21 protein-coding genes are annotated in these 23,211 nt (G+C 44.3%); 1 reads left to right on the top strand and 20 read right to left on the bottom strand.

Features of this window, described 5'->3' with window-relative positions:
* Positions 1 to 26 precede the first annotated feature (26 nt).
* The 4 genes from sdaAB to AC4E8A_RS07995 all read right to left on the bottom strand — a co-directional run bounded on the left by sdaAB (position 27) and on the right by AC4E8A_RS07995 (position 3,663).
* A complete protein-coding gene (gene sdaAB / locus AC4E8A_RS08010; protein ID WP_490197856.1) occupies positions 27 to 692 on the bottom strand; it encodes an L-serine ammonia-lyase, iron-sulfur-dependent subunit beta in 666 nt (221 codons plus the stop codon).
* A 263-nt stretch (positions 693 to 955) separates the two neighbouring features.
* Positions 956 to 1,417, bottom strand: a complete 462-nt coding sequence (tnpA, locus tag AC4E8A_RS08005) for an IS200/IS605 family transposase (protein ID WP_119549773.1) — start codon at positions 1,415 to 1,417, stop codon at positions 956 to 958.
* A gap of 191 nt (positions 1,418 to 1,608) precedes the next feature.
* Complete coding sequence (locus AC4E8A_RS08000) at positions 1,609 to 3,285, bottom strand: DAK2 domain-containing protein (RefSeq protein WP_490197855.1); 1,677 nt, start codon at positions 3,283 to 3,285, stop codon at positions 1,609 to 1,611.
* 15 nt (positions 3,286 to 3,300) lie between these two features.
* Complete coding sequence (locus AC4E8A_RS07995) at positions 3,301 to 3,663, bottom strand: Asp23/Gls24 family envelope stress response protein (RefSeq protein WP_490197853.1); 363 nt, start codon at positions 3,661 to 3,663, stop codon at positions 3,301 to 3,303.
* 539 nt (positions 3,664 to 4,202) lie between these two features.
* Between AC4E8A_RS07995 and rpmB the strand changes: the two genes are divergently transcribed.
* Positions 4,203 to 4,391, top strand: coding sequence for a 50S ribosomal protein L28 (gene rpmB, locus AC4E8A_RS07990; protein WP_409253662.1), 189 nt, complete (start codon positions 4,203 to 4,205; stop codon positions 4,389 to 4,391).
* A gap of 249 nt (positions 4,392 to 4,640) precedes the next feature.
* Here the strand turns inward: rpmB and spoVM are convergent, their stop codons facing one another.
* The 16 genes from spoVM to AC4E8A_RS07910 form a co-directional block, all read right to left on the bottom strand.
* The gene (spoVM, locus tag AC4E8A_RS07985; RefSeq protein ID WP_006837352.1) at positions 4,641 to 4,721 is read right to left on the bottom strand and encodes a stage V sporulation protein SpoVM; all 81 of its coding nucleotides are present in this window, start codon (positions 4,719 to 4,721) and stop codon (positions 4,641 to 4,643) included.
* 112 nt (positions 4,722 to 4,833) lie between these two features.
* On the bottom strand, positions 4,834 to 5,481 hold the full coding sequence (locus AC4E8A_RS07980) for a thiamine diphosphokinase (RefSeq protein WP_490197850.1): 648 nt from the start codon (positions 5,479 to 5,481) through the stop codon (positions 4,834 to 4,836).
* A gap of 117 nt (positions 5,482 to 5,598) precedes the next feature.
* Positions 5,599 to 6,255 carry a ribulose-phosphate 3-epimerase gene (gene rpe / locus AC4E8A_RS07975; RefSeq protein WP_490197849.1) on the bottom strand — a complete coding sequence of 219 codons (657 nt, stop codon included), beginning with the start codon at positions 6,253 to 6,255 and terminating at the stop codon, positions 5,599 to 5,601.
* 1 nt (position 6,256) lies between these two features.
* On the bottom strand, positions 6,257 to 7,141 hold the full coding sequence (gene rsgA, locus AC4E8A_RS07970) for a ribosome small subunit-dependent GTPase A (RefSeq protein WP_490197848.1): 885 nt from the start codon (positions 7,139 to 7,141) through the stop codon (positions 6,257 to 6,259).
* Between the two features lie 21 nt (positions 7,142 to 7,162).
* Positions 7,163 to 9,142: a Stk1 family PASTA domain-containing Ser/Thr kinase gene (pknB, locus tag AC4E8A_RS07965; RefSeq protein ID WP_490197847.1), complete on the bottom strand. Its 1,980-nt coding sequence runs from the start codon at positions 9,140 to 9,142 to the stop codon at positions 7,163 to 7,165.
* A gap of 5 nt (positions 9,143 to 9,147) precedes the next feature.
* Positions 9,148 to 9,897 (bottom strand): Stp1/IreP family PP2C-type Ser/Thr phosphatase, encoded by a 750-nt coding sequence (locus AC4E8A_RS07960; RefSeq protein WP_490197845.1) that lies wholly within the window; start codon positions 9,895 to 9,897, stop codon positions 9,148 to 9,150.
* Between the two features lie 137 nt (positions 9,898 to 10,034).
* Positions 10,035 to 11,372, bottom strand: a complete 1,338-nt coding sequence (gene rsmB, locus AC4E8A_RS07955; protein WP_490197843.1) for a 16S rRNA (cytosine(967)-C(5))-methyltransferase RsmB — start codon at positions 11,370 to 11,372, stop codon at positions 10,035 to 10,037.
* Positions 11,365 to 12,315, bottom strand: a complete 951-nt coding sequence (gene fmt / locus AC4E8A_RS07950) for a methionyl-tRNA formyltransferase (RefSeq protein ID WP_490197842.1) — start codon at positions 12,313 to 12,315, stop codon at positions 11,365 to 11,367. Before fmt ends, rsmB begins: the two co-directional genes overlap by 8 nt.
* Complete coding sequence (gene def, locus AC4E8A_RS07945; RefSeq protein ID WP_490197840.1) at positions 12,312 to 12,797, bottom strand: peptide deformylase; 486 nt, start codon at positions 12,795 to 12,797, stop codon at positions 12,312 to 12,314. The genes fmt and def overlap by 4 nt, the downstream gene beginning before the upstream one ends.
* Before the next feature lie 16 nt (positions 12,798 to 12,813).
* Complete coding sequence (gene priA / locus AC4E8A_RS07940; protein ID WP_490197839.1) at positions 12,814 to 15,231, bottom strand: primosomal protein N'; 2,418 nt, start codon at positions 15,229 to 15,231, stop codon at positions 12,814 to 12,816.
* A 5-nt stretch (positions 15,232 to 15,236) separates the two neighbouring features.
* On the bottom strand, positions 15,237 to 16,439 hold the full coding sequence (gene coaBC / locus AC4E8A_RS07935) for a bifunctional phosphopantothenoylcysteine decarboxylase/phosphopantothenate--cysteine ligase CoaBC (protein WP_490197838.1): 1,203 nt from the start codon (positions 16,437 to 16,439) through the stop codon (positions 15,237 to 15,239).
* Between the two features lie 196 nt (positions 16,440 to 16,635).
* A complete protein-coding gene (rpoZ, locus tag AC4E8A_RS07930) occupies positions 16,636 to 16,857 on the bottom strand; it encodes a DNA-directed RNA polymerase subunit omega (RefSeq protein ID WP_490197836.1) in 222 nt (73 codons plus the stop codon).
* Positions 16,858 to 17,472 (bottom strand): guanylate kinase, encoded by a 615-nt coding sequence (gmk, locus tag AC4E8A_RS07925; RefSeq protein ID WP_490197834.1) that lies wholly within the window; start codon positions 17,470 to 17,472, stop codon positions 16,858 to 16,860.
* Positions 17,472 to 17,744, bottom strand: a complete 273-nt coding sequence (gene remA / locus AC4E8A_RS07920) for an extracellular matrix/biofilm regulator RemA (RefSeq protein WP_119545910.1) — start codon at positions 17,742 to 17,744, stop codon at positions 17,472 to 17,474. The genes gmk and remA overlap by 1 nt, the downstream gene beginning before the upstream one ends.
* Before the next feature lie 55 nt (positions 17,745 to 17,799).
* On the bottom strand, positions 17,800 to 18,675 hold the full coding sequence (locus AC4E8A_RS07915) for a YicC/YloC family endoribonuclease (protein ID WP_490197833.1): 876 nt from the start codon (positions 18,673 to 18,675) through the stop codon (positions 17,800 to 17,802).
* A gap of 202 nt (positions 18,676 to 18,877) precedes the next feature.
* Positions 18,878 to 21,568 (bottom strand): calcium-translocating P-type ATPase, SERCA-type, encoded by a 2,691-nt coding sequence (locus AC4E8A_RS07910; protein WP_490197832.1) that lies wholly within the window; start codon positions 21,566 to 21,568, stop codon positions 18,878 to 18,880.
* Positions 21,569 to 23,211: the final 1,643 nt, after the last annotated feature.

Here is a 23,211-nt window from a genome sequence, read left to right as displayed (position 1 = left end):
TGAAAGCGCTGTCACGTTTTCATTAATTAATCAGCAATCATGGTCACCTGGGTAACATTTGACAATGTTTTTAATTCCTCTATCACTATATCATCAATATTATTTTGATCAATTTCAATAGTCATGAGCGCCATTTTCCCGACTTCTTTTCTGGATACATCCATATGGCCGATATTGATTTCATGTTTGGCCAGCACCTGTGAAACAGCGGCGATGGCTCCAAAACGGTCCTCATGAACAACAAGGATTGCCGGATGGTGGCCCGTAAGTTTTAATTCAAAGCCATTTAGTTCCGTAACTTCTATTTTTCCGCCGCCAATCGAAATTCCGACAAGTTCCATCTCGCTTTTTTTATCACCCAGGCGGATCCTGGCCGTGTTAGGGTGATCCGTAACAGCGTCTTCTTCACGGAACCTGACTCGGATTCCTTTTTCTTTTGCTATTCTCAAAGAATCTTTTATTCTTTCGTCAAATGTATCATAATCCATTAGCCCGCCCACAATGGCTACATCGGTTCCATGGCCTTTATAGGTCTTGGCAAACGAACCATAAAAAGAAATTTCGGCCCATTCCGGGTCCCTTCCAAAAAGATTCCTTGCAACCCGCCCAATTCTGGCTGCTCCTGCAGTATGAGAACTTGATGGACCAATCATGATAGGTCCCATAATATCAAATACACTTTTATACTTCATTGCCGTCTCCCCTTCCCAGTTACATCAATATCATCTATTCATTTACATTAATTTTAAGCCCGTCTATCCCTATAATAACATGACTTTTGAATACTGACATCTGTTACCGCTGGAGTATGAAAACTTTCGAAAATCAAAACCACCAGTGTGAACTGGTGGTTTGCTCTGCGGCTGGAAGCCTCTCTTACCGGCCTCGGCCTAAAAGGCCCACTGAATGGTTTCCCTTCTGCACCACATTCACTCACTAATTCTAAAGAATTTCTTTATTTCTTCCGATTTTTCTGTCCGGTAAACGGGTCATGTTCCTCGAACAATGTTAACTGGTCGGCCATATAATCTTCCTTCAGCTGATTCTTAATGTATTCTTGGATTTGCTTCTTGTTTCTGCCCACTGTATCAACATAGAATCCACGACACCAGAATTTTCGATTTCCATATCGATATTTCAAATTGGCATGGCGATCAAATATCATGAGACTGCTTTTTCCTTTTAAGTAACCCATGAATTGAGATACGCTTAACTTTGGTGGGATACTCACTAACATATGAATGTGATCCGGGCAGGCATTTGCTTCATGAATTATGACACCTTTCCTTTCACACAAATCTCGAATAATTTGCCCAATACTCTTTTTGTATTTTCCATATATAATCTGTCTTCTGTATTTCGGTGCAAATACTAAGTGATACTTACAATTCCAAGTTGTATGTGCTAAACTGTTCATGTCCTTCACAGGGCATACCTCCTTCTATGATGGAATGAAGTGGTCGGGAAACCAACTTTATCCTATCATGGAAGCGAGGTTTTTTTAATACCACGCTTTAAGCTCTCTGGAACCCCCGGCATAGCCAGGGGTTTTCAAGATCATCAAAAAAAGGAAATAGAAGGGCGATCGCCCTTCTATTTCCGCTTGAATTATTCTATTGAGAAAATAAAGGAATAGAGTGGCTGTTTGCCGTTATGAACCTCTACTTCCACATCTTCAAATTGTTCTTCAACATATTGAGTCAGGGCAGCAATCTCTTCTTCCTCTGCATCCTCCCCGTATAAAATCGTCAGGATTTCAGAGTCAGCATCGAGCATTTCAGCCAGGAGCTTCTTAGCCGTACTCAGGCGCTCTTTGTCTGTAACGACAATTTTGCCTTCTGAAATTCCCATGAAGTCATCCTTCCTGATGTTCAAGCCGTCTATGTTTGTGTCCCTTACAGCAAATGTCACCTGTCCTGTTTTCACATAACTGGCGGCTTCTGTCATGGAATTCTGATTATCAGCTGTGCCAATTGACGGGTTGAATGCCAGCAAAGCAGCCATGCCCTGAGGAACTGTCTTGGTCGGAACCACAACGACATCTCCCGCAATCACTTCTGCAGCCTGGTTGGCAGCCATGATGATATTTTTATTATTTGGAAGGATGATGACTTTTTCTGCATTCACTTCCTCCACTGCTTTAACAATATCTTCTGTGCTTGGATTCATTGTTTGGCCGCCTTCAATAACATAAGCTGCACCTATGCTGCGGAACAGATCAGCAATGCCTTCACCCATCGACACAGTGACAATGCCATATTCCTTCTTTTCTTTGGATTTTTCAGTTTTAATAGTAGTTGAATCCAATTGATGAGAAGTTTCATTCATAATCGTACTATGCTGCTGGCGCATGTTTTCAATCTTCATGTTGATCAGATTTCCATATTTTTGGCCGTAGCTTAAGACATCACCAGGCTGTTCAGAATGAATATGTACTTTAGCCAGCTCCTCATCACTGATGACAAGCAGGGAATCTCCAAATGCACTTAAGTCATTACGGAAATCTTCTTCAGAGAAGGTCTTTTTACCTTCTTCGAACCGAACCATGAACTCGGTACAATAACCAAACTCGATATCCTCAGTATTCATGAAGCCCTGAATGTTCTTATGATGCTCGGCACTTACCATTTCATCCATTGATGGAAGGGAAGTATGTTCGGAGACCTGTTCTCCTTTAAGCTCAGCAAGGAATCCTTCATAAACAAGGAGCAGTCCTTGTCCGCCGCTGTCCACGACACCGACTTCCTTCAATACAGGAAGAAGCTCTGGAGTCCTATTTAGTGATGCCCTCGCTTCATTCACTACGGCTTCCATCAAGGCAGCAATGTCACTCTCAGTTTCAGCAGCGCTCACTGCTTTTTTAGCTGCGTCCTTTGCCACTGTTAGAATCGTACCTTCAACAGGCTTCATTACGGCCTTATAAGCCGTTTCCACACCTGTCTGCAGTGCTGAAGCAAACTCTTCACTGGTAAGGGCTGATTTGTTTTCAATCGCTTTCCCAAAACCTCTGAACAACTGGGAAAGAATAACACCAGAGTTGCCCCTTGCTCCCATCAGAAGGCCTTTAGAAAGTGCCCCTGACACTTTACCGATGTGTTCTTGCACATTATTTTGAACTTCCTTTGCTCCGGAAGTCATGGATAAGTTCATATTTGTTCCAGTATCACCATCAGGAACCGGAAATACGTTTAAAGCGTCCACCATCTTCGCGTTGGCTGCCAGATTGTTGGCACCCTGGATGACCATCTCCGCAAAACGCTTTCCTTCCAAAGATGTAATTGACACGAATCTTCCTCCTCACTACGGGTTCGTTACTCGAACACCCTGAACAAAAATATTTACTGAATCGACCGCCAAGCCCACGGTTTTGTTAAGAGTATACTTGACCTTTGATTGTACGTTGTGAGCGATTTCAGAAATTTTCGTTCCATAACTCACGATGATATACATATCAATATGTACTTCTTCCTCTTCCTGGCGAACGATAACACCCCGAGTGAAGTTCTCTTTTCGCAGAATATCAGTTAAACCGTCTTTGATTTGATTCTTAGAAGCCATTCCGACAATACCATAACAATCTATAGCAGCTCCGCCTGCAATCATTGCAATGACATCGTTAGTTATATCAATTTGCCCGAATTTCGTTCTCATTTCGATGGACATGATTGTTCCCCCTTCAAATACATGCTTGGCTAAAAACATTTTACTATATCTATACTATTTTTAAAAGCCAAAGTAATGACAAAGGACGTTTTAAGCATCATACACACTATTTTCCAAGGAACCATCTTACTATTTATAGTATAACCCCTTATTTCATGGTGAATATACATTTTCCTGAGAATTGATTGATGATTCGAATTCTTGAGAGGCTGACTAGTTCATGTCCGGTTCAAGCTGCCAGGCCCTCGGACCACTTCGAAAAAACTCCAAAAATCCAAGATCAAGATTTTCAGAGTTTTTCCTCCAGTGCCTGTCTGGCCTGAACAGCGCCTTCCGCTTTTCTATTGTCCGGTTCCGCCGGCTGACTCCTCGAGCCAGCTCCACACTGCTATGCGTCAAGTAATTTTTCTTGATATCTTTTTGTAGAAGTGTTGCATTGTTTGAGGTTGTATGATAAATTATTAAAGTATCTTTTATGACTATGTTGAAATGTGAAACAACTGATATTGTTTCAGCTTCTTTTATGAGGAGGGAATACCATGCCAAAAAAATGCGCAGTAACTGGCCGTAAAGCTCGTTCGGGCAACGCTCGCTCCCACGCAATGAACGCTAACAAGCGTACATGGGGCGCTAACTTACAAAAAGTTCGCATTCTTGTAGATGGAAAACCAAAACGTGTTTGGGTTTCTGCAAGAGCTTTAAAATCCGGTAAAGTTGAACGTGTATAATGTTCATTAAAGAGACATCCTGATGGATGTCTCTTTTTCATTTTATTCGAAAAACAAAGTTGAATTCTGCTTCAGCGAAAGGGACGTTCAGCGCAGTACAGGTTTGTGGACTTCCGCCAGTCCAGCGCACTCCAATAAAACACGTTACAGTCCTAATTTTCCTAAAGAATCATTCACTTTAATGTAAATTCCCTCGCTGGTTTTCACAAAAGAAAAAAACACCCCGTACATCCAGGGTGTTCAGCGGCATTATTCTTTTTTAAATGTCCCCAGCATCGCTTTCACCAGTCCGCCCAGAAACTTAGGCAGCTTAATTGTATAAAATTTCATCAACAGTCCCTCCCCGTCAATCTAAAACCTGCTGTCTCGCTTGAATCGGTAATAGTATATTCAAACGATGAGTTTGAGTACGCATTGCTTCAAGGTAAAAAAGTAAAAGTGCCTAGTCATGACTTCTTATCATCATTAATATGCCGCTTCTGAATGAAAAAGTACCAGTTGGCTGAATAAGTTCATTACTTATACATAGTGTCGAGCCCAAGGAAATATGCTTGTCTTGAAGCGGATACTTGAATCCTTTTAGTGTCAGCCCTTCCACTTCAGTCGTCAATGGCAAGAAGGAGACGTACTTGCTGTCAGTCTTCTCTTTTAATGTATATTCACCTGGAGGAACAATTTGAACTTGATTTTGTATGTCGATGATTTCAATTGTGATAAATGGGTGCAGGTTCTCTTTCTTTCCAAGCATTTGGACATTGGCTAAAAAGTGATCGATTCTCCCCCCGGTTGCCCCGAATACACGAATGATCTCAGGTGATTTTTTTATTGCCCAGTTCAGGGCAAGCTCCATATCAGTTTCGTTTTTCTCAGGCAAATATCGATTGATCTGGTTTACGTTTTCTTCAATCTGCTTCCATTCGTCCTCAGTGACAGAATCAAAGTCCCCAAATGCCATATCAGGTTTGATTCCGTGATGAAGAAGCCGGAAAACACCATGATCGACTCCAACCCATATGCTACCTTCATCTTGGTATCTATGAAGAGCCGGGACAAATTCTTCAGGACCTCCGCCAAGTATGTTGATGTTCATATATACACCTCTATTATCGTTTATTTTTATGTATCCTTTTCCTCAACCTCATAATCTCTTTCATACCGCAAAAAAACCGGTACAAAGAAAAATATCCTTCATACCGGCTGATGTATGTTAATTTGCAGCAGCTTCACGGATAGCAGCAATTGCCTGCCCGCGGTCTTTTTTATTGTATATAGCAGAGCCGGCTACAAGTACATTCGCTCCTGCTTCCGTACACAGCCTTGCTGTTTCAGTGGTAACTCCGCCATCCACTTCAATTTCCAGCGAAGGATTGAACTGCTCTCCAAGCTCCTTCACTGCCCGGATTTTCGGTACGACGGAGTTTATGAAACTTTGTCCCCCGAAGCCCGGATTCACTGTCATTAAAAGGACCATATCGAGGTCTTCAACGACATGTTTGATCATCTCTACGGGAGTACCCGGATTCAAAACTGCCCCTGCCTTGATTCCCTTTGATTTGATCAATTGAATCGTCCGGTGAAGGTGCGGGGTTGCCTCTGCATGAACAGTAATATAATCAGACCCCGCTTCAGCAAATGCCTCGATATAGTGGTCAGGATTTTCAATCATTAGGTGGACATCTAAAGGCAGATTTGTGAACGGCCTGATTGCTTTCACAATCATTGGCCCCAACGTAATATTCGGAACAAAATGACCATCCATGACATCTACATGGATATAATCTGCGCCTCCTGCCTCTACGTCCTTGATTTCATTGGCAAGATTTGCAAAATCTGCTGCTAGAATCGATGGTGCAATTTTAACCATGTCAATACCTCGGCTTTCTGTCTTTGATTTCATCATAGAATTGCTGATAGTGTTCATATCTGAATTCTGGGATATCCCCGTTTTCAACTGCTTTCTTGACCGCGCACTTTGGTTCATTGATATGAAAGCATCCCCGAAACTTGCATTCGTCCGCTCTTTCATCCATTTCAGGAAAACAGGAGGAGAGCTCTTCCAGCTCCAGCTCACTGAACTCCAGTGAACTGAATCCAGGAGTATCCGCTACTAATCCATCATTATCGACTTCAATCAGTTCCACATGCCTCGTTGTATGTTTCCCCCTGCCGAGGTGGGTGGAGATATTACTGGTCTTTAGCTCAAGTTCGGGATTCATCGCATTTAGTAAAGACGATTTCCCAACACCCGATTGACCGGCAAAGACTGAAATCTTCCCTGCCAGATAGGGCTTCAATGCAGAAAGGCCTTCTTCTGTCTCTGAGGATGTCAAAACAACCTCATAACCAAATGCACGGTACTTCTCCGCATACTGGTTGATGGTTTCCCGCCCCGATTCATCGACTAAGTCCACCTTGGTAATACAGATTAAAGGTTCAATGCCTTTACTCTCAACAAGAACCAGGAATCTGTCCAAAAGCGCTGTGCTGAAATCAGGTTCGACAGCTGAAAAGACCAGGATTGCCTGATCTACATTGGCAATCGGTGGTCTAACTAGTTCATTTTTCCTTTCAAAGACTTCAAGAATATAACCCTCTTGATCATTCTCAGATTGAAAGCTGACATAATCACCGACAAGGGGAGTCACCTTATTTTTACGGAATATTCCCCTTCCGCGGCATTGAGTAATTTCATTTTTGCTCATGACGTAATAAAAACCGCTAAGCGCTTTTATGATTTTGCCTTCTGGCATAACTAACCTCCTTAACTGTTTCTATTCCTCTTGTTCGGGATATGGGACTTTTTCTTCTTTAAACACTTGACCATCCACCACAACTTTAATCTGTCCAGTTTCTCCTTCGTTAATGGTCAATTCAAATGTTTCTTTGTAATTTTCTGTGATGCCAAACAATGCTTCGGCTTCATCTATGTTACGGTCTTTATCCTCAATATAAATTTCAACACTCTGCGGCTTTCCTTCTTCATCCGGTTCATACGGAATGGTGATTTCCTTGCTTACTGTCCTTGGAGGCTGGGGTTCTTTCCCTTTTGATATAACCACACTCACTGTATCGCCTTCCACCATTGCTTTACCAGCTTCTGGATCTTGGGAAATAACCTCCCCTTTTGGTATATCAGCAGAGTATTGTTCTGTTAGTTTGATATTCAGACCGCTAATTTCCTCATACAAGTTCAAGCTTTGCTGGTTTAATCCGGTTAACTCTTTTAATTCAAAGGTTTCGGGCCCGGAACTTACTGTAAAGGTAATAACGGTTTCATCAGGGATTACTTCAGAATCAACAGCTGGGTCCTGTTCCAAAATAGTTCCAGGTTCAGTTTCAGAGGCAGTCTCTTCTTTACGTACCTCTTTAAAACCAAGCTCATTTAACTCTTCTGCGGATTCTGTAAAAGACTCATCTGTATAATCCTTAATTTTCACCCGCTTCTTCCCTGAGCTGACATAAAGATTGACCTCACTGCCTTCTTTGACGGTTTTGCCTGCAGGCGGATTCGTCTTGATTACATGGTTAGCCGCAACCTCTTCGTTAGCCTGTTCAAGGTAATCTCCGATAAGGAAGCCTTCAAGTGCCAGCAATTCAACTGCTTCTTCCTGGGTTTTCCCTGTTACATCGGGAAGCTCAACTTCTTTTGGCCCAAGCATATCAGGAAGGACCGTTACTGCCAGTATCGCAATTACCGCCAGTAAAAAGAAAACGCCGATAACAATTGCCGGCCACTTTTTCTTCTTCTTTTTTTCAGGCTTGACTTCATTGGATTTATCATGTGGAACCGTACCGGATGCTTCTGCTCCATTTTTTTCATGAACAATGGTGTGGTCCATATTGTTATAAGGCCGTTCATCTGTAATCACCGGTATTGCCTTGGTCGCATCCATATCTTCTTCAATGGAGAATTTGGGTTCATCAAGGCGTTCGGGATCAAGAGACGTTCTTAGTTCTTCCTCAATCTCCTCCACCGTATCGTATCGCTGGAAAGGATCTTTAGCTGTTGCTTTCAGAACAATATTCTCAACGCTTTGCGGAATGTCAGGGTTCCACCTTCTAAGGGATGGCGTTTCGGACTGCAGATGCTTCAAGGCGATTGAAACAGCAGATTCCCCTGAAAACGGAAGCCGGCCAGACAACAGCTCGAACATCACGATCCCAAGAGAATAAATATCCGATTTCCTTGTCGCCATCCCCCCTCTCGCCTGTTCAGGAGAAAGATAATGAACAGAGCCTAGAACAGAATTTGTCTGGGTAATGGATGTTGCACTCAAGGCCATTGCTATACCAAAATCCGTAATTTTCACCGTTCCATCATGATCAATCAAAATATTTTGTGGTTTGATATCTCTGTGGACGATATGGTTTTGATGGGCGTGAGTGATTGCTGAAGCCAGCTGGCGCATAATATCAATCGTTTTCTCTATAGAAATGGGGGAATGCTTTTGTATGTATTGCTTCAGCGTCATTCCGTCTACATATTCCATGACAATGTAGTAAATATCATCTTCTTCACCAACATCATAAATGCTGACAATATTGGGATGGGCAAGGCTTGTGGCTGACTGTGCTTCCCGCTGAAACCTTTTGATAAACTCTTCTTCATTGGCAAAATCGAGACGCAGCATTTTAATGGCTACTTCGCGGTCAAGGATCATATCTTGTGCTAGGTATACATTGGCCATACCTCCGCCGCCGATCATCTCCAGGATTTTATATCTGCCGCTGATTCTTTTTCCATTCAACATAAAGCTCACCCGTTTCTGCTTTCAAGTGAATACTTTACGATTGCCAATGTAATATTATCTTCGCCGCCATTATCATTTGCCCGCAAGATAAATTGTTTCCCTGCCTCATCAAGGTCTTCCGCAGTGGATAAGATGTCTTTCATTTCATCCTCAGATACCTTATTGGATAACCCATCTGAACACAGCAGGAGCATATCGTCTTCTTCAAAAATAATGGTCCGTGTGTCCATTTCCACCTTTTCTTCTGTCCCAAGCGCTCTCAGCAGCACATTCTTCCGAGGGTGGTTTTCTGCATCTTCCTTGGAAATTTGACCGCTTCTAACGAGTTCATTGACAAGGGAGTGGTCTTCCGTTAACTGGCTGAAGCCGCTCTCATTAAGGATATATCCCCTGCTGTCTCCGATATTGACGATGGTAGCGAAGTTTTCAGTACAAATCGCTGCAACTACAGTGGTTCCCATGCCTTCGCACTTCAAATTCGATTGAGAGTGCTGAAACACATTCAAATTGATTTCGCTGATTTTCTCCCGCAGCCACTTCTCAGCTTGTGCTGCCGTTGTGAATTTCCCCTCGGACTTCCAAAGCTCTTCAAATTTATTGATGGTCATTGAACTGGCGACATCTCCAGCACGATGACCGCCCATACCGTCAGCAACCACCGCCAGGCAGTCACCTTCTGTATTGCTGAAGACACCTACACTATCTTCGTTATGCTGTCTGACTTTCCCCTTATCTGTATAGTGTACAGATTTCATTTCGGCCACCTCTTTTCTTCATTGCCACTTCAGAAGCGGGACAACTCGTTCAATGAATTGACCCGCTTCGACATTTTTTCCTCGGCTACGTTACATTTACGACCTTTATGCCCAGTTTTCCTGCTTGACCCCTAAAATCAGGCATCCTTTTTAAAACAGGAGATAAAGAATCCATCACCGCCAAAATCCTGAGGGAAAATCTGAAGCATATTTCCTTCTGCAAACGGTAGGACGGTTTCAGGGAGATGAGTCAATTCCATAGGCTTGAACCCTTCGTTTTGATTCATAAATTCTTTCACAGTTCCTTGATTTTCATTCATATCTACAGTACATGTACTGTAGACGAGAAGACCGTCTTTTTTCAAAAGAGGGGCCACGGCATTTAGAATCTGAAGCTGGATTTCCTGGAGAGATTCCAAATCCCTTTCACTCTTGCTGTATTTAATATCCGGTTTTCTCCTTAATACGCCAAGCCCTGAGCAAGGAGCGTCCACAAGGATACGATCAAAGCTTTCCTCTTCGAAAAGTTCTCCTGCAGTGCGGCTGTCATGAGCCTTGGACTCTATATTTTCCAGGCCTAATCGTGCAGCATTGTCATCAATCAACTTGATTTTATGCTTGTGCAGATCAAGGGCAAGCACCGTCCCTCTGCCACCCATCAATTCAGCAATATGTGTCGTTTTCCCTCCAGGAGCGGCACAGGAATCAAGGACAGTAAAACCCTCCTGGACATCGAGGCTGTAGCCGACAAGCATGGAGCTCTCATTCTGAATTGTCAATAATCCTTTTCTGAAAGCCTCGGTTTTGGCAAGGTTTCCTTTCAAAGAGACAACTGCATCAGGAACAATGCTGCTTTTCTTAACAGAAAGGCCTTCTTGTGTAAGAGAATGAAGAAGTTCATCCTGGGTGGCCTTTAGTGTGTTGACCCGTGCAGTCTGAAGGGGAGCCGTTATATTTGTCTCACACATTTCCCTTGTTTTTTCGATGCCGAACTGTTCCGTCCAACGTTTCACCAGCCACTCGGGGTGACTCGTTTCAATTGCAAGGCGTTCAACCGGGTCAGGGATTGATTCGGTTGATGGCACCCCTTTTCGTTGAATAGAACGGAGGATGCCGTTAACCATACTGGCAATCCCTTTATGTCCCCTTCGTTTCGCAATCTCCACAGCTTCAAACAGGATGGCTCGGTCAGGGATTTTATCAAGATAAACCATTTGGTATAGCGACAGCCTGAGAAGCTGGCGGACCCAGCTTTCAACCTTTTTATTGATGAATGGCGCAAGATAGTAATCAAGCGTCATCCTTCGCTGAATGGTCCCATATGTCAACTCTGTCAATAAGCCCGTGTCCGGACCTTTAATACCGTATTTTTCAATGGCATGGTTCAATAAGAGGTTGCTGTATGACTGATTCTTCTCTACTGATTCCAGGACATCAAGAGCTGCTTCCCGAACCGTCTTTTTCCCCTTACTCATTGTCTTCTCCAAGCTTCATGCCTTTTTCGATGAATGAGCCCGCACCCCTAAGGTAATCTTTAGCACTCATTCTCTTTTTCCCGGAAGGCTGAATTTCAGTGATTTTAATTGATGTATTGCTGCCTGTCGCCACCACAATCCCATCTTCTTCGACTCCGGTGATTTCCCCTGGACTTCCTGTTGTACCTTCCACCTTCTCGCTCCACCAAACTTTCATTACAGCTCCATCCAGCAAAGTATAGGCTACAGGCCAAGGATGCATGCCGCGTACATGGTTGTATATTTCATCGGCAGGCTTGGACCAGTCAATCTTTTCTTGTTCACGCTTAATGTTCCATGCAAATGTTGCCTGGCTTTCATCCTGCTTCTGAGGGCTGATTTCCCCTTTCAAAAGTCCTGGAAGTACATCGATCAATAGTTTTGCACCAGCTTCACTTAACTTATCATGCAGTGTCCCGACATGATCTTTCTCGTCAATATCTACTTCAATGGAGCTGATCATGTCGCCAGCATCAAGTTTTTCCACCATATACATGATGGTTACACCAGTCATACTCTTCCCTTGAATGATGGAATAGTGAATCGGGGCTCCTCCGCGAAGCTCAGGAAGAAGTGAGGCATGGACATTGATACAGCCGAACTGCGGGGCTTCCAATAATTCCTTTGGCAGGATCTGTCCAAATGCCGCTGTTACAATCAAGTCCGGTTTAAGAGCAAGGACTTTTTCAAGTTCCTCCTTCTCACGGATTTTCTCCGGCTGCAAGACTGGAATCCCTTGTTTTTCGGCTTCCACTTTAACCGGGGGAGGCGTCATGATTTTCTTCCTTCCGACAGGGCGGTCTGGCTGTGTCACCACACCGATTACATCGTAGTCATTTTTAATTAAATTTTGAAGTACCGGAACAGAAAATTGCGGCGTACCCATAAATATAATTTTGGTCATTCGCTTTCATACCTTTCAAGTTCATCTTCTTCTATATATCTGATCACTTTTGAAGTGAATAATACTCCATGTAAGTGGTCAATCTCATGTAATATCGCTCTAGCAAGGAAGCCTTCCGCCTCTACAAGAAGACTGCTGCCTTTTCGATCCTGGAAGGCCACCTTTACATAATCAGGCCTTGAAACTTCTCCAAAAAGGTTAGGGAAAGAGAGACAGCCTTCAAGGTCCGTTTGTTCTCCCCTGACTTCAAGCACTTCTGGGTTGATCAGCTCGATTGTCCCGCTGTCATCGCCGATATCGACTATGGCCACAGAAAGATCTTTTCCCACCTGGGGAGCAGCAAGTCCAACTCCATCTGCAGCGATCATCGTATCATACATGTCATCAAGAAAACTTCTAAATTTTTTATCAAAAATCGTTACTTTTCTGCACTCTATCTCAAGAATTTCATTTGGATAGGTGACAATCGGTAAAATCGCCAATTCTGATCCCTCTTTCTTACATCATCATATAAGGATTGACATCTATTGAAATTGTTAACCCTTCTGTTGCCTTTTGTTGTTGGGAATGCTCGAGGATCGTCTTCAAAATCGAAGGCAGCTCCGGTTCCCGCTTGTATTTTATCAAACATTGGTATCGATATCTATTGTTGATCCTCGGTATCGGCGATGCGGCCGGTCCCAGCACGATCGACTGTTGGGACAGTTTGGATTGAAGGAACCTGGTTATCTTCTCCGCTGCCCCGACCACTTTCATTAACTCTTCGTGGCTGATCGTTATTAACGATAAATAATAAAATGGAGGATAGCTCCCCATCTTCCTCATCAACATTTCTTTGTGGTAGAAGGCATCATAATCCTGTGTTCCCGCTAGTTCAATACTATAGTGTTCAGGTGTATACGTCTGAATGACGACTTCCCCTGGAAGCTGATGCCTTCCCGCCCTTCCGCTGACCTGGGTCAACAACTGAAAGGTTTTCTCAGCAGAGCGGAAATCAGGCAGATGAAGCATGGTATCGGCACTGAGAACTCCTACAAGCGTGATATTCGGGAAGTCCAGCCCCTTCGCTATCATTTGGGTCCCCAGAAGTATATCTGCATGGCCTTCACCGAAGCTGTCCAGAAGCCGCTCATGTGCCCCCTTCCTGCTGGTGGTATCCACATCCATCCTTATGACACGGGCTTCCGGAAGCAGCTTCGCCAGCTCTTCTTCCACTTTTTGAGTGCCGGTTCCAAAATAGCGGATATGCTCACTTTCGCATTCAGGACAAGTTTTCGGTACCCCCGTTTCAAATCCGCAATAATGACATTTCATGCTATCTGAAAAACGGTGGTATGTGAGAGAAATATCACATTGGGGACACTGTGCCACATACCCGCAATCCCGGCACATAATGAAGGAAGAATGGCCGCGTCTATTCAGGAAGAGGACAGTCTGCTCCCCTTTCTGAAGCCTGTCCTGCAGCTTTTCAAACAGTTCTTCTGAAAACATCGAGCGATTTCCGCCTCTCAGCTCTTCCCTCATATCCACAATTGACACCGACGGGAGTTTACCTGAATTCATTCGCTTAGACAGGGTCAACTGCTGGTACACTCCTTTTTGTGCACGGGCAAACGTCTCCATGGATGGAGTGGCGCTGCCAAGGATGACTGGGCAATTATACTGTCTTGCTCTGTAGATGGCCACGTCCCTGGCATGATACCTCGGGTTCTCTTCTTGTTTATAGCTGGTTTCATGCTCTTCATCGATAATGATGATGCCCAGATTTTCAAATGGGGCAAAAATTGCCGATCTTGCACCGACCACAACCTTGACTTCCTTCCGCTGGATTTTCCTCCACTCGTCATATTTTTCTCCAGCTGAAAGCCCGCTGTGAAGAACCGCTACATCATTGCCAAACCTGCCTTTGAAACGGTTGACCATTTGCGGTGTCAATGAGATTTCAGGTACAAGGACAATGGCCTCTTTCCCTTGTTCATAAACTTCCTGGATGGATTGAAGGTAGACTTCCGTTTTCCCGCTTCCAGTCACTCCATACAGCAAAAAGGTTTCATGTTTCTTATGTTCAATTGTATGGAGTATAGGAGTGATTGCCTTTTCTTGTTCCTCGGTAAGAGGAAGCGGACTGGTCTTCTGAAAGGTTTTATGAGCGAAAGGGTTTCGGTAGATTTCCTCCTGCTTTTTTATGAGGAGCCCTTTTTCTGCAAGGGACTTCATCGTAGCGGAGGATGCGCCCGCTGCATCAGCTGCATTTTTTGTTGTGACACCTTCATCATTTTCTAACGATATAAAATAACGCAAAACAGCTTTTTGCTTTTCAGCATTGGCAGGAAGAGAATTCATTTCCTCCTCCAATTTTTCTTTTGGAACAGCGGGATAGAATTTTTGGATTGTTTTCTTTTTCCCTTTTGATCTTACGCTGTAAAAAACATCCAAATGACCTGATTTAATCTCCTTCTGCAATAACGGCAGCAGGCCGGCATCCTCTGCATCTTTCCATGACACTTCATCTTTATTGTTAAAAAGACCTGCTGCTCCTTCCACCAGGAAACCCCGTTTGGCAGGATTCAAAACAATTTTTTTCTCATATTTGGCCTTCATCGCAGCGGGAAGCATGACCTGCAATGCCGATATTTTAAAACAGAGAGTCTGTTCGGTCAACCAGTCAGCCATATTCAGAAGATCTTGGTTCAAAACAGGTGTAAGGTCCATCGGCTGCACCAAATTTTTCAGTTTCTTTGCCTCCGATTTGTCTTTTATCCCAATGACAAATCCTTGTACTTTCCTGGGCCCGAATGGGACAATCACCCTCATCCCTGGAAGGATCTTCCCCAGCCAAGGTTCAGGAATTGAATAGTCAAAAACCCGGTCAGTCTGCATAGTTGGGACATCGACAATTACACTAGCTATCTTCATTCCTATCAACCTTCGTCCAGCATTTTTTGGATTTCCTGCAAAATCTCTTTCGCTGTCTCAGCTTTAGATAATAATGGCAATTCGCGTTTAGTATCATCTTTTCTGAACAACGTAACGATGTTCGTATCACCGGCAAACCCGGCTCCATCCAGAGTGATATTGTTGGCAATGATCATATCGGCATTTTTTTTACGGAGCTTCTCGGCTGCATACCTGTCAATATCATTCGTCTCTGCAGCAAATCCGACAAGGAACTGACCGTTTTTCCTTTCTCCTAAGGCTTTAAGGATATCTTTCGTTCTCTCGAATTCGATGACCAGGTCTGTATCCTGTTTCTTCATCTTCTTGTCTGATGTAACTTTGGGTCTGTAATCCGCTACAGCAGCACTTTTGATCACTATATCAGTTGAATCGTAACGGCCTAATACCTCATCGAACATTTCTTCTGCGCTTTCAACTCTGATAAGATTCACTCCCTGAGGAACTTGCAGGGAGACAGGTCCGGTTACTAATGTTACGTCGGCTCCCATTTTTGCAGCTTCACCAGCAAGGGAAAATCCCATCTTTCCTGTAGAACGGTTACTGAAGAAACGGACGGGATCAATTTTTTCCCGGGTTGGACCGGCAGTGATCAAGATCTTTTTCCCTTTTAAAGGAAGCCTTGTCCCCTTAAAATAGTCATCGATATGCCCGATGATCCTTTCAGGTTCTTCAAGTCTTCCCTTTCCAATGTAGCCGCAGGCAAGATATCCCTCACTCGGTTCAATAAAGCGATAACCAAAAGAGTATAATTCGGCTATATTTTTTTGTACAGCCGGATGTCCATACATATGGACATTCATCGCAGGCGCAATCCAGACCGGGGCGGTGGTCGCAAGCAAAGTGGTTGACACCATGTCATCACTTATGCCGTTGGCCAATTTCCCAATAATATTCGCTGTTGCCGGTGCCACCAGCACCAGGTCTGCCCAGTCAGCAAGGTCTATATGAGCAATAACTTCAGGATTATTTTCATCAAATGTATCGGTGAAAACCTCGTGCCGGGATAATGCCTGGAATGTTAGCGGAGTGACAAACTGTCTCGCGGATGCACTCATGATTACTTTCACGTAAGCACCGGCCTGTACCAGTTTACTCGTGAGTGCAGCAGCTTTGTAAACTGCAATCCCGCCTGTGACACAAAGCAATATGTTTTTCCCCTTTACCATACAATCCCCTCATTTCGACATTCTTTTATTTATAGTAACATAGCCATTCCATTCAGTTTCAAAGTCCAGCTTCAACTGCATTCTTATTATAGTATGAATGATTACCCTATAAAAAGAAAATAAGGGCTGACCCTAAAGATATAATCTTTAGGTATCAGTCCCTCAAAAAAACCGCTTCAGTTTTTAAATGCCCGCCCTATTCGTCGGAATAAACAGCTTCTGAATCTCTTTCCTTCATGGAAAGTTTGCCTGCCTCAATCTCTTCCAGTGCTTTTCCTACATACTTTTCAGAGACATATTTATCAAGCTTGAAGTTCTCCACTTCCTGTAAGCTTCTTGCACGTTTTGCAGCAATGCTGACTAGTGAATATTTTGAATCAATTTTTTTCATTAAAGAATCTATAGACGGGTTTAACATTTAATCTACCTCCAACATTTTTTGGTAACGCTGTTTCACACGCTCTATCCGGCAATGTTCAGCCTGTACGATTGACTTGATTTTTTCAGTAGCATGCTCTACTTTATCATTTTCCACTACATAATCATATAAATCCATCAATTCAATTTCTTTTCGTGCTGTCGTCATACGGTTCAGGATCAGCTCTTCTGTCTCTGTTCCCCTTGTCGTAATTCTATTTTGTAATTCCGACAAGCTTGGGGGAGCAAGGAAAATGAATAGGCCTTCAGGGAATTTCTCCCTGATTTGCTTGGCTCCTTGGACTTCTATCTCAAGAAAGACGTCTCTGCCATTATTGATCGTCTCCCGGACATAGTCTTCAGGAGTACCATAGTAGTTCCCTACAAACTCGGCATACTCCAAAAGCTTCCCTTGTTCAATGAGACTTTCAAATTCTTCGCGGCTCTTGAAAAAATAATCTACTCCATCCACTTCTCCTTCTCTAGGAAGACGGGTTGTCATAGAAATCGAATACTCAAACCGAGTATCCTCCTGGGAAAATATTTCTTTACGTACTGTACCTTTCCCTACACCCGATGGTCCGGAAAGCACAATAAGCAACCCTTTTTCTTTCATTATTTACCCTGCCCTTCTTCAGCTATCTCATCTTTATCTGTTAAACGGGCTGCAACCGTTTCAGGCTGTACGGCTGACAGGATCACATGATCGCTGTCTGTAATGATTACCGCTCTTGTCCGTCTTCCGTAAGTTGCATCCACAAGAGTCCCGCGATCCCTTGCGTCCTGTATCAGCCTCTTGATCGGCGCCGATTCAGGGCTGACAATCGAAATGATGCGATTCGCTGATACAATATTACCAAATCCTATATTAATGAGCTTTATAGACATAATGCTCCTCCAATCAATAGTCTATTTTGACCTTATCAAACAAGAAATAATCAATTCATTCAATATTCTGTACTTGTTCCCTCATTTTTTCCAAGGAGGTTTTCATTTCAACAACATATCCGCCAATAACAGCGTCATTTCCCTTTGAACCGATGGTGTTGACTTCCCGGTTCATCTCTTGAATGATGAAATCAAGCTTGCGCCCTACCGGCCCATCTTGACTGACAGCTGCTGTGAATTGCGTCAGGTGACTTTCAAGCCTGGTCAATTCTTCTGATATATCACTCTTATCAGCGAATATCGCAATTTCAGTTAATATTCTTGTTTCATCAACAGAATTACCGGTCAATTCCTTCACTTTTCTTTCAAGCCTTGCCCGGTATTGATTGAGGACGGCGGGAACATGTTCGGTAATGGATGACAGGGTGGCCTTGAATAGGCTGATATGGGAAAGCAAGTCTTCCTTCAGCTTATCCCCCTCGGCCATCCTCATGGCTCTCAGGTCTTCGAGCGCTATGATACAAGCCTGCTCAACCAATTGTTCAAGCTGCTCATTTTCTTTCTCTGTTTCTTCTATAGAAATAATTTCAGTTTCCTGCAACAGATCCTGCAGGGCAACATCATTTGATAGAGAAAACTTTTCCTTTAAAGTATGTAATGTCTTGAAGTAGTCTTCGGCAAGCTGCCAATCGACTTTCAAACTGCGGTGGACAAGTCCTTCTCCAGTTAAGGTAATGAAAACATCGACTTTCCCGCGCTTTATGTATTTTGACATTCTCTTCTTTAATTTATCTTCAAGTTTACCCAGCTGCTTTGGAGTGCGGATATTCAATTCGCAAAACCGGTGATTTACTGATTTCATCTCGATCGTAACCACATGCTGTTCCGACTCTTTTATCGCCCTGCCAAAGCCGGTCATACTTACAACCATTAACAGTCACATCCAATCTTTCAGCTATTTCAACTTGGAAATCATTAATTTCAATTGAATAACAGCAGCCAAATTCACAAAGAACCCAGCGGACTGAAGGGATTTCCTGAATAGTATAAGACAGCTTTGTTCTCTAAAAGAAAATACTGAGAGGAAACCTAATAAAAAAGGTAATAGAGTAAGGACTCTACTACCTTTAGGATTATATCACATCTTCACGTTTTTTTCCTGCAAAAAATGAACCAGCAAGCAAAAACGTCGGGAGTGCACTCATTCCAGCAATCAGCAGCCAATCTCTCAGCTCAATTGATACTGTATGGAATATCGGCTGCATTCCAGGCAGGTAAATAACAAGAAGCATCAGAACCAATGACGACAACACCGCCCCCACAAGATACATATTGCCAAACGGGTTGCGGGCAAATACAGATTTCTCGCTTCTACAGTCAAACACATGAATAAGCTGCGCCATGACCAAGGTTGCAAAGGCAATGGTCTGGGCATAGGCAAGGTGATCGGGGTGCTGTTTATAAGCAATCATAAATGCTGCAAGAGTTGAAATTCCAATGAGGAACCCCCGGGAAACCACTTTCCATCCAAGTCCTCTTGCAAACACGCCTTCTTTCGGGTGTCTTGGATTCCGCTTCATGACATCTTCCTCAGGTTTATCGAGGCCAAGTGCCATGGCCGGCAGACCATCTGTGACAAGATTCACCCATAATATCTGGATCGGTACCAAAGGCAGCGGAAGTGCTAGAATCATGGCGAAAAGCATGACCAGGATTTCCCCGACATTGGAAGCAAGGAGATAACGTATGAATTTCCTTATATTTTCATAGATATTTCTTCCTTCATTGATAGCCGATTTAATAGTCGCAAAGTTATCATCCAACAGGACTAGAGAGGATGCTTCCTTTGCAACATCAGTACCGGTAATCCCCATTGCAACTCCTATGTCCGCTGCTTTGATGGCAGGAGCATCATTAACACCATCACCAGTCATTGCAACCACATGCCCTCTATTCTGAAGCGCCTTGACAATTTTCAATTTATGTTCCGGCGATACACGGGCAAACACCGTGACCTTTTCCACCACTTCTTCAAGGTCTTCCACTTCCATTGAGTTTAAATCAGCACCTTCAAGCACCTTATCCTTACCTCTCAGGATACCAAGATCCTTTGCAATAGCCTTGGCTGTAATGACATGGTCCCCAGTAATCATTACCGTTTTGATGCCTGCCTGCCTGCATTCCTTTACTGCTTGTTTCACTTCCGGCCTTGGAGGATCTATCATTCCATGAAGCCCGATAAATGTCAGGCCCTTTTCAGCCTCTTCCTCTGTTTGTGGAAGAGAAGGTGCTGTCCAAGGAGCATAGGCAATAGCAATCGTTCTTAAGGCATTGGAAGCAAGTTCATGGATTGCCCCCTGTACTTTACCTGTAAATTCTTTAGTACGGTGTTGAAGTTTTTCCTCCCAGAGAATTGATTGACTGATATCCACCAGCACATCTGGAGCTCCTTTAGTCACAATGAACCGTTTCCCATGCTGGTCCTTCACAACGATACTCATCATCTTTCTCGTTGAATCAAATGGAAATTCCTTTTCAATGGTGAATTTCCCCAGAAGAGCCTCCCTTTGCATCCCTGCCTTCAAGGCTGCGACTAGCAAGGCACCTTCTGTCGGATCGCCATCGAGGATGTACTCATCATCCTTTAATTTAATTTTTGCATTATTGCAGAGCATACCGAAAGTAAGTAATTGATTCAAGGATTTTTCAGAGGAAGGGCTCACCCTTTTTTCACTGCGGTAAAAGCTTCCTTCAGGGTCATACCCCGTTCCGCTCACCGTCCACATATTTCCGCCGCTCCATAAATGGGTCACGGTCATTTTGTTTTGTGTCAGGGTACCTGTTTTATCCGAGCAGATCACGGACGCACATCCAAGTGTTTCTACCGCCGGGAGCTTCCTGACGATTGCATTTCTTCTGATCATTCTTTGAACACCGAGCGAAAGCGCTACAGTCACTATTGCCGGCAGCCCTTCAGGAATCGCAGCTACAGCCAATGACACACCTGCCAGGAACATTGTATACATATCATGGCCCTGAATGACTCCGATTCCCACAACGAGGGCTGTAAGGATCAAAGCAACGGTGATCAAAATTTTTCCAAGCTGCTCCAGCCTTCTTTGAAGGGGCGTTGTCATCGTCTCAGCTGTTTGTATCATGTCAGCAATTTTCCCCATTGCCGTCTGCATTCCAATCGCAGTTACAACGCCAATCCCATTGCCCCTGGTGACCATTGTACCCATGAATGCCATGTTCTCTAAGTCCCCAAGATTGATGTTTTCTCCTTTCATCTCTTCCGTCCGCTTCATTACCGGAACAGACTCCCCAGTCAAGGCGGATTCCTCTATCTCAAGGTTATTGACATTGATCAACCTCACATCTGCCCCTATACGGTCTCCGCTTGCAAACTTAATGATATCCCCCGGCACCACATCTTTTGATGGAACCTTGGCCCAATTTCCATCACGCAGAACATATACTTGCGGAGCAGAAAGTTCTTTCAATGCATTTAATGATTTCTCAGCCTTTCTCTCTTGGAAAAAACCAAGAAATCCATTAATCAAGACTATAGCAATAATGGCAATGGCATCAATATATTCCCCCAATAGGCCGGATATCAAGGTGGCCGCCAATAACACGATTACCATAAAGTCCTTGAACTGACTGAAAAACAACAATAAAGCAGACTGCTTTTCTGCTTCCTGCAACTCATTATAGCCGAACTGCTTTCTCCTTTTTACAACTTCATCTTCTGCAAGACCATTGGCAAAGTCGGTATTGACCGTTTTTTCCAGGTCTCCCTGCCGCATCTCATGGTATCTCATTCGACCAACTCACTCTCCCATTTATTCTCCGAAAAGTTCACCTCTCACAGCATTATTATTCAGACTCGTCCAAAAAAATGATATGATTATATAAAAAGTGGAAGCGGCCGTTCAGCGACGTTCAGATTGGAGGGCTCTCGCATGAGATAAAGGAAACACGGCAAGCGGAGCGAGCCGATGTTGACTTATCAGTAAAAAGCGGAAAAGCCCGGTCAGCTGCGTACGGACTGGACCGGCTCCGCATGAGATAAAGGAAACACAACGAACGAAGTGAGTTGATGTTGACTTATCGCAAGAAGGAGTCGGGAAGTACTCTAGCAGCTGGGCTTTGGAGCTGGATTCGCAAGGAGAGAGACCGAAATCCGCTAGGCGCTGGCCGCTGGAACTGGATTGACTAAAAAGCGGAAGCGCCTTGATCAGCCCCGACCGGCATAAGGCGAGCCGGCGGGAAGGCTGCACTTTGCCTTCTCGGTGGATTGACTTATGACCACGAGGGGCTAGGCGCTGGAACTGGATTGATAAAAAGTGGAAGTGGCCGTTCAGCGACGTACAGATTGGAGGGCTCTCGTATGAGATATAGGAAACACGGCAAGCGGAGCGAGCCGATGTTGACTTATCAGTAAAAAGCGGAAAAGCCCGGTCAGCTGCGTACGGACTGGACCGGCTCCGCATGAGATAAAGGAAACACAACGAACGAAGTGAGTTGATGTTGACTTATCGCAAGAAGGAGTCGGGAAGTACGCTAGCAGCTGGGCTTTGGAGCTGGATTCGCAAGGAGAGAGACCGAAATCTGCTAGGCGCTGGCCGCTGGAACTGGATTGACTAAAAAGTGGAAGCGCCTTGATCAGCCCCGACCGGCATAAGGCGAGCCGGCGGGAAGGCTGCACTTTGCCTTCTCGGTGGATTGACTTATGACCCCGAGGGGCTAGGCGCTGGAACTGGATTGATAAAAAGTGGAAGCGGCCGTTCAGCGACGTACAGATTGGAGGGCTCTCGTATGAGATATAGGAAACACGGCAAGCGGAGCGAGCCGATGTTGACTTATCAGTAAAAAGCGGAAAAGCCCGGTCAGCTGCGTACGGACTGGACCGGCTCCGCATGAGATAAAGGAAACACAACGAACGAAGTGAGTTGATGTTGACTTATCGCAAGAAGGAGTCGGGAAGTACGCTAGCAGCTGAGCTTTGGAGCTGGATTCGCAAAGGAGAGAGACCGAAATCTGCTAGGAGCTGGCCGCTGGAACTGGATAGACTAAAAAGTGGAAGCGCCTTGATCAGCCCCGACCGGCATAAGGCGAGCCGGCGGGAAGGCTGCACTTTGCCTTCTCGGTGGATTGACTTATGACCCCGAGGGGCTAGGCGCTGGAACTGGATTGATAAAAAGTGGAAGCGGCCGTTCAGCGACGTACAGATTGGAGGGCTCTCGCATGAGATATAGGAAACACGGCAAGCGGAGCGAGCCGATGTTGACTTATCAGTAAAAAGCGGAAAAGCCCGGTCAGCTGCGTACGGACTGGACCGGCTCCGCATGAGATAAAGGAAACACAACGAACGAAGTGAGTTGATGTTGACTTATCGCAAGAAGGAGTCGGGAAGTACGCTAGCAGCTGGGCTTTGGAGCTGGATTCGCAAGGAGAGAGACCG

The sequence above is a fragment of the Bacillus sp. SRL337 genome, from assembly GCF_984799155.1.
Note: the sequence above shows the minus strand (reverse complement) of the source record. Positions and strands in the feature narration are given on the sequence as shown.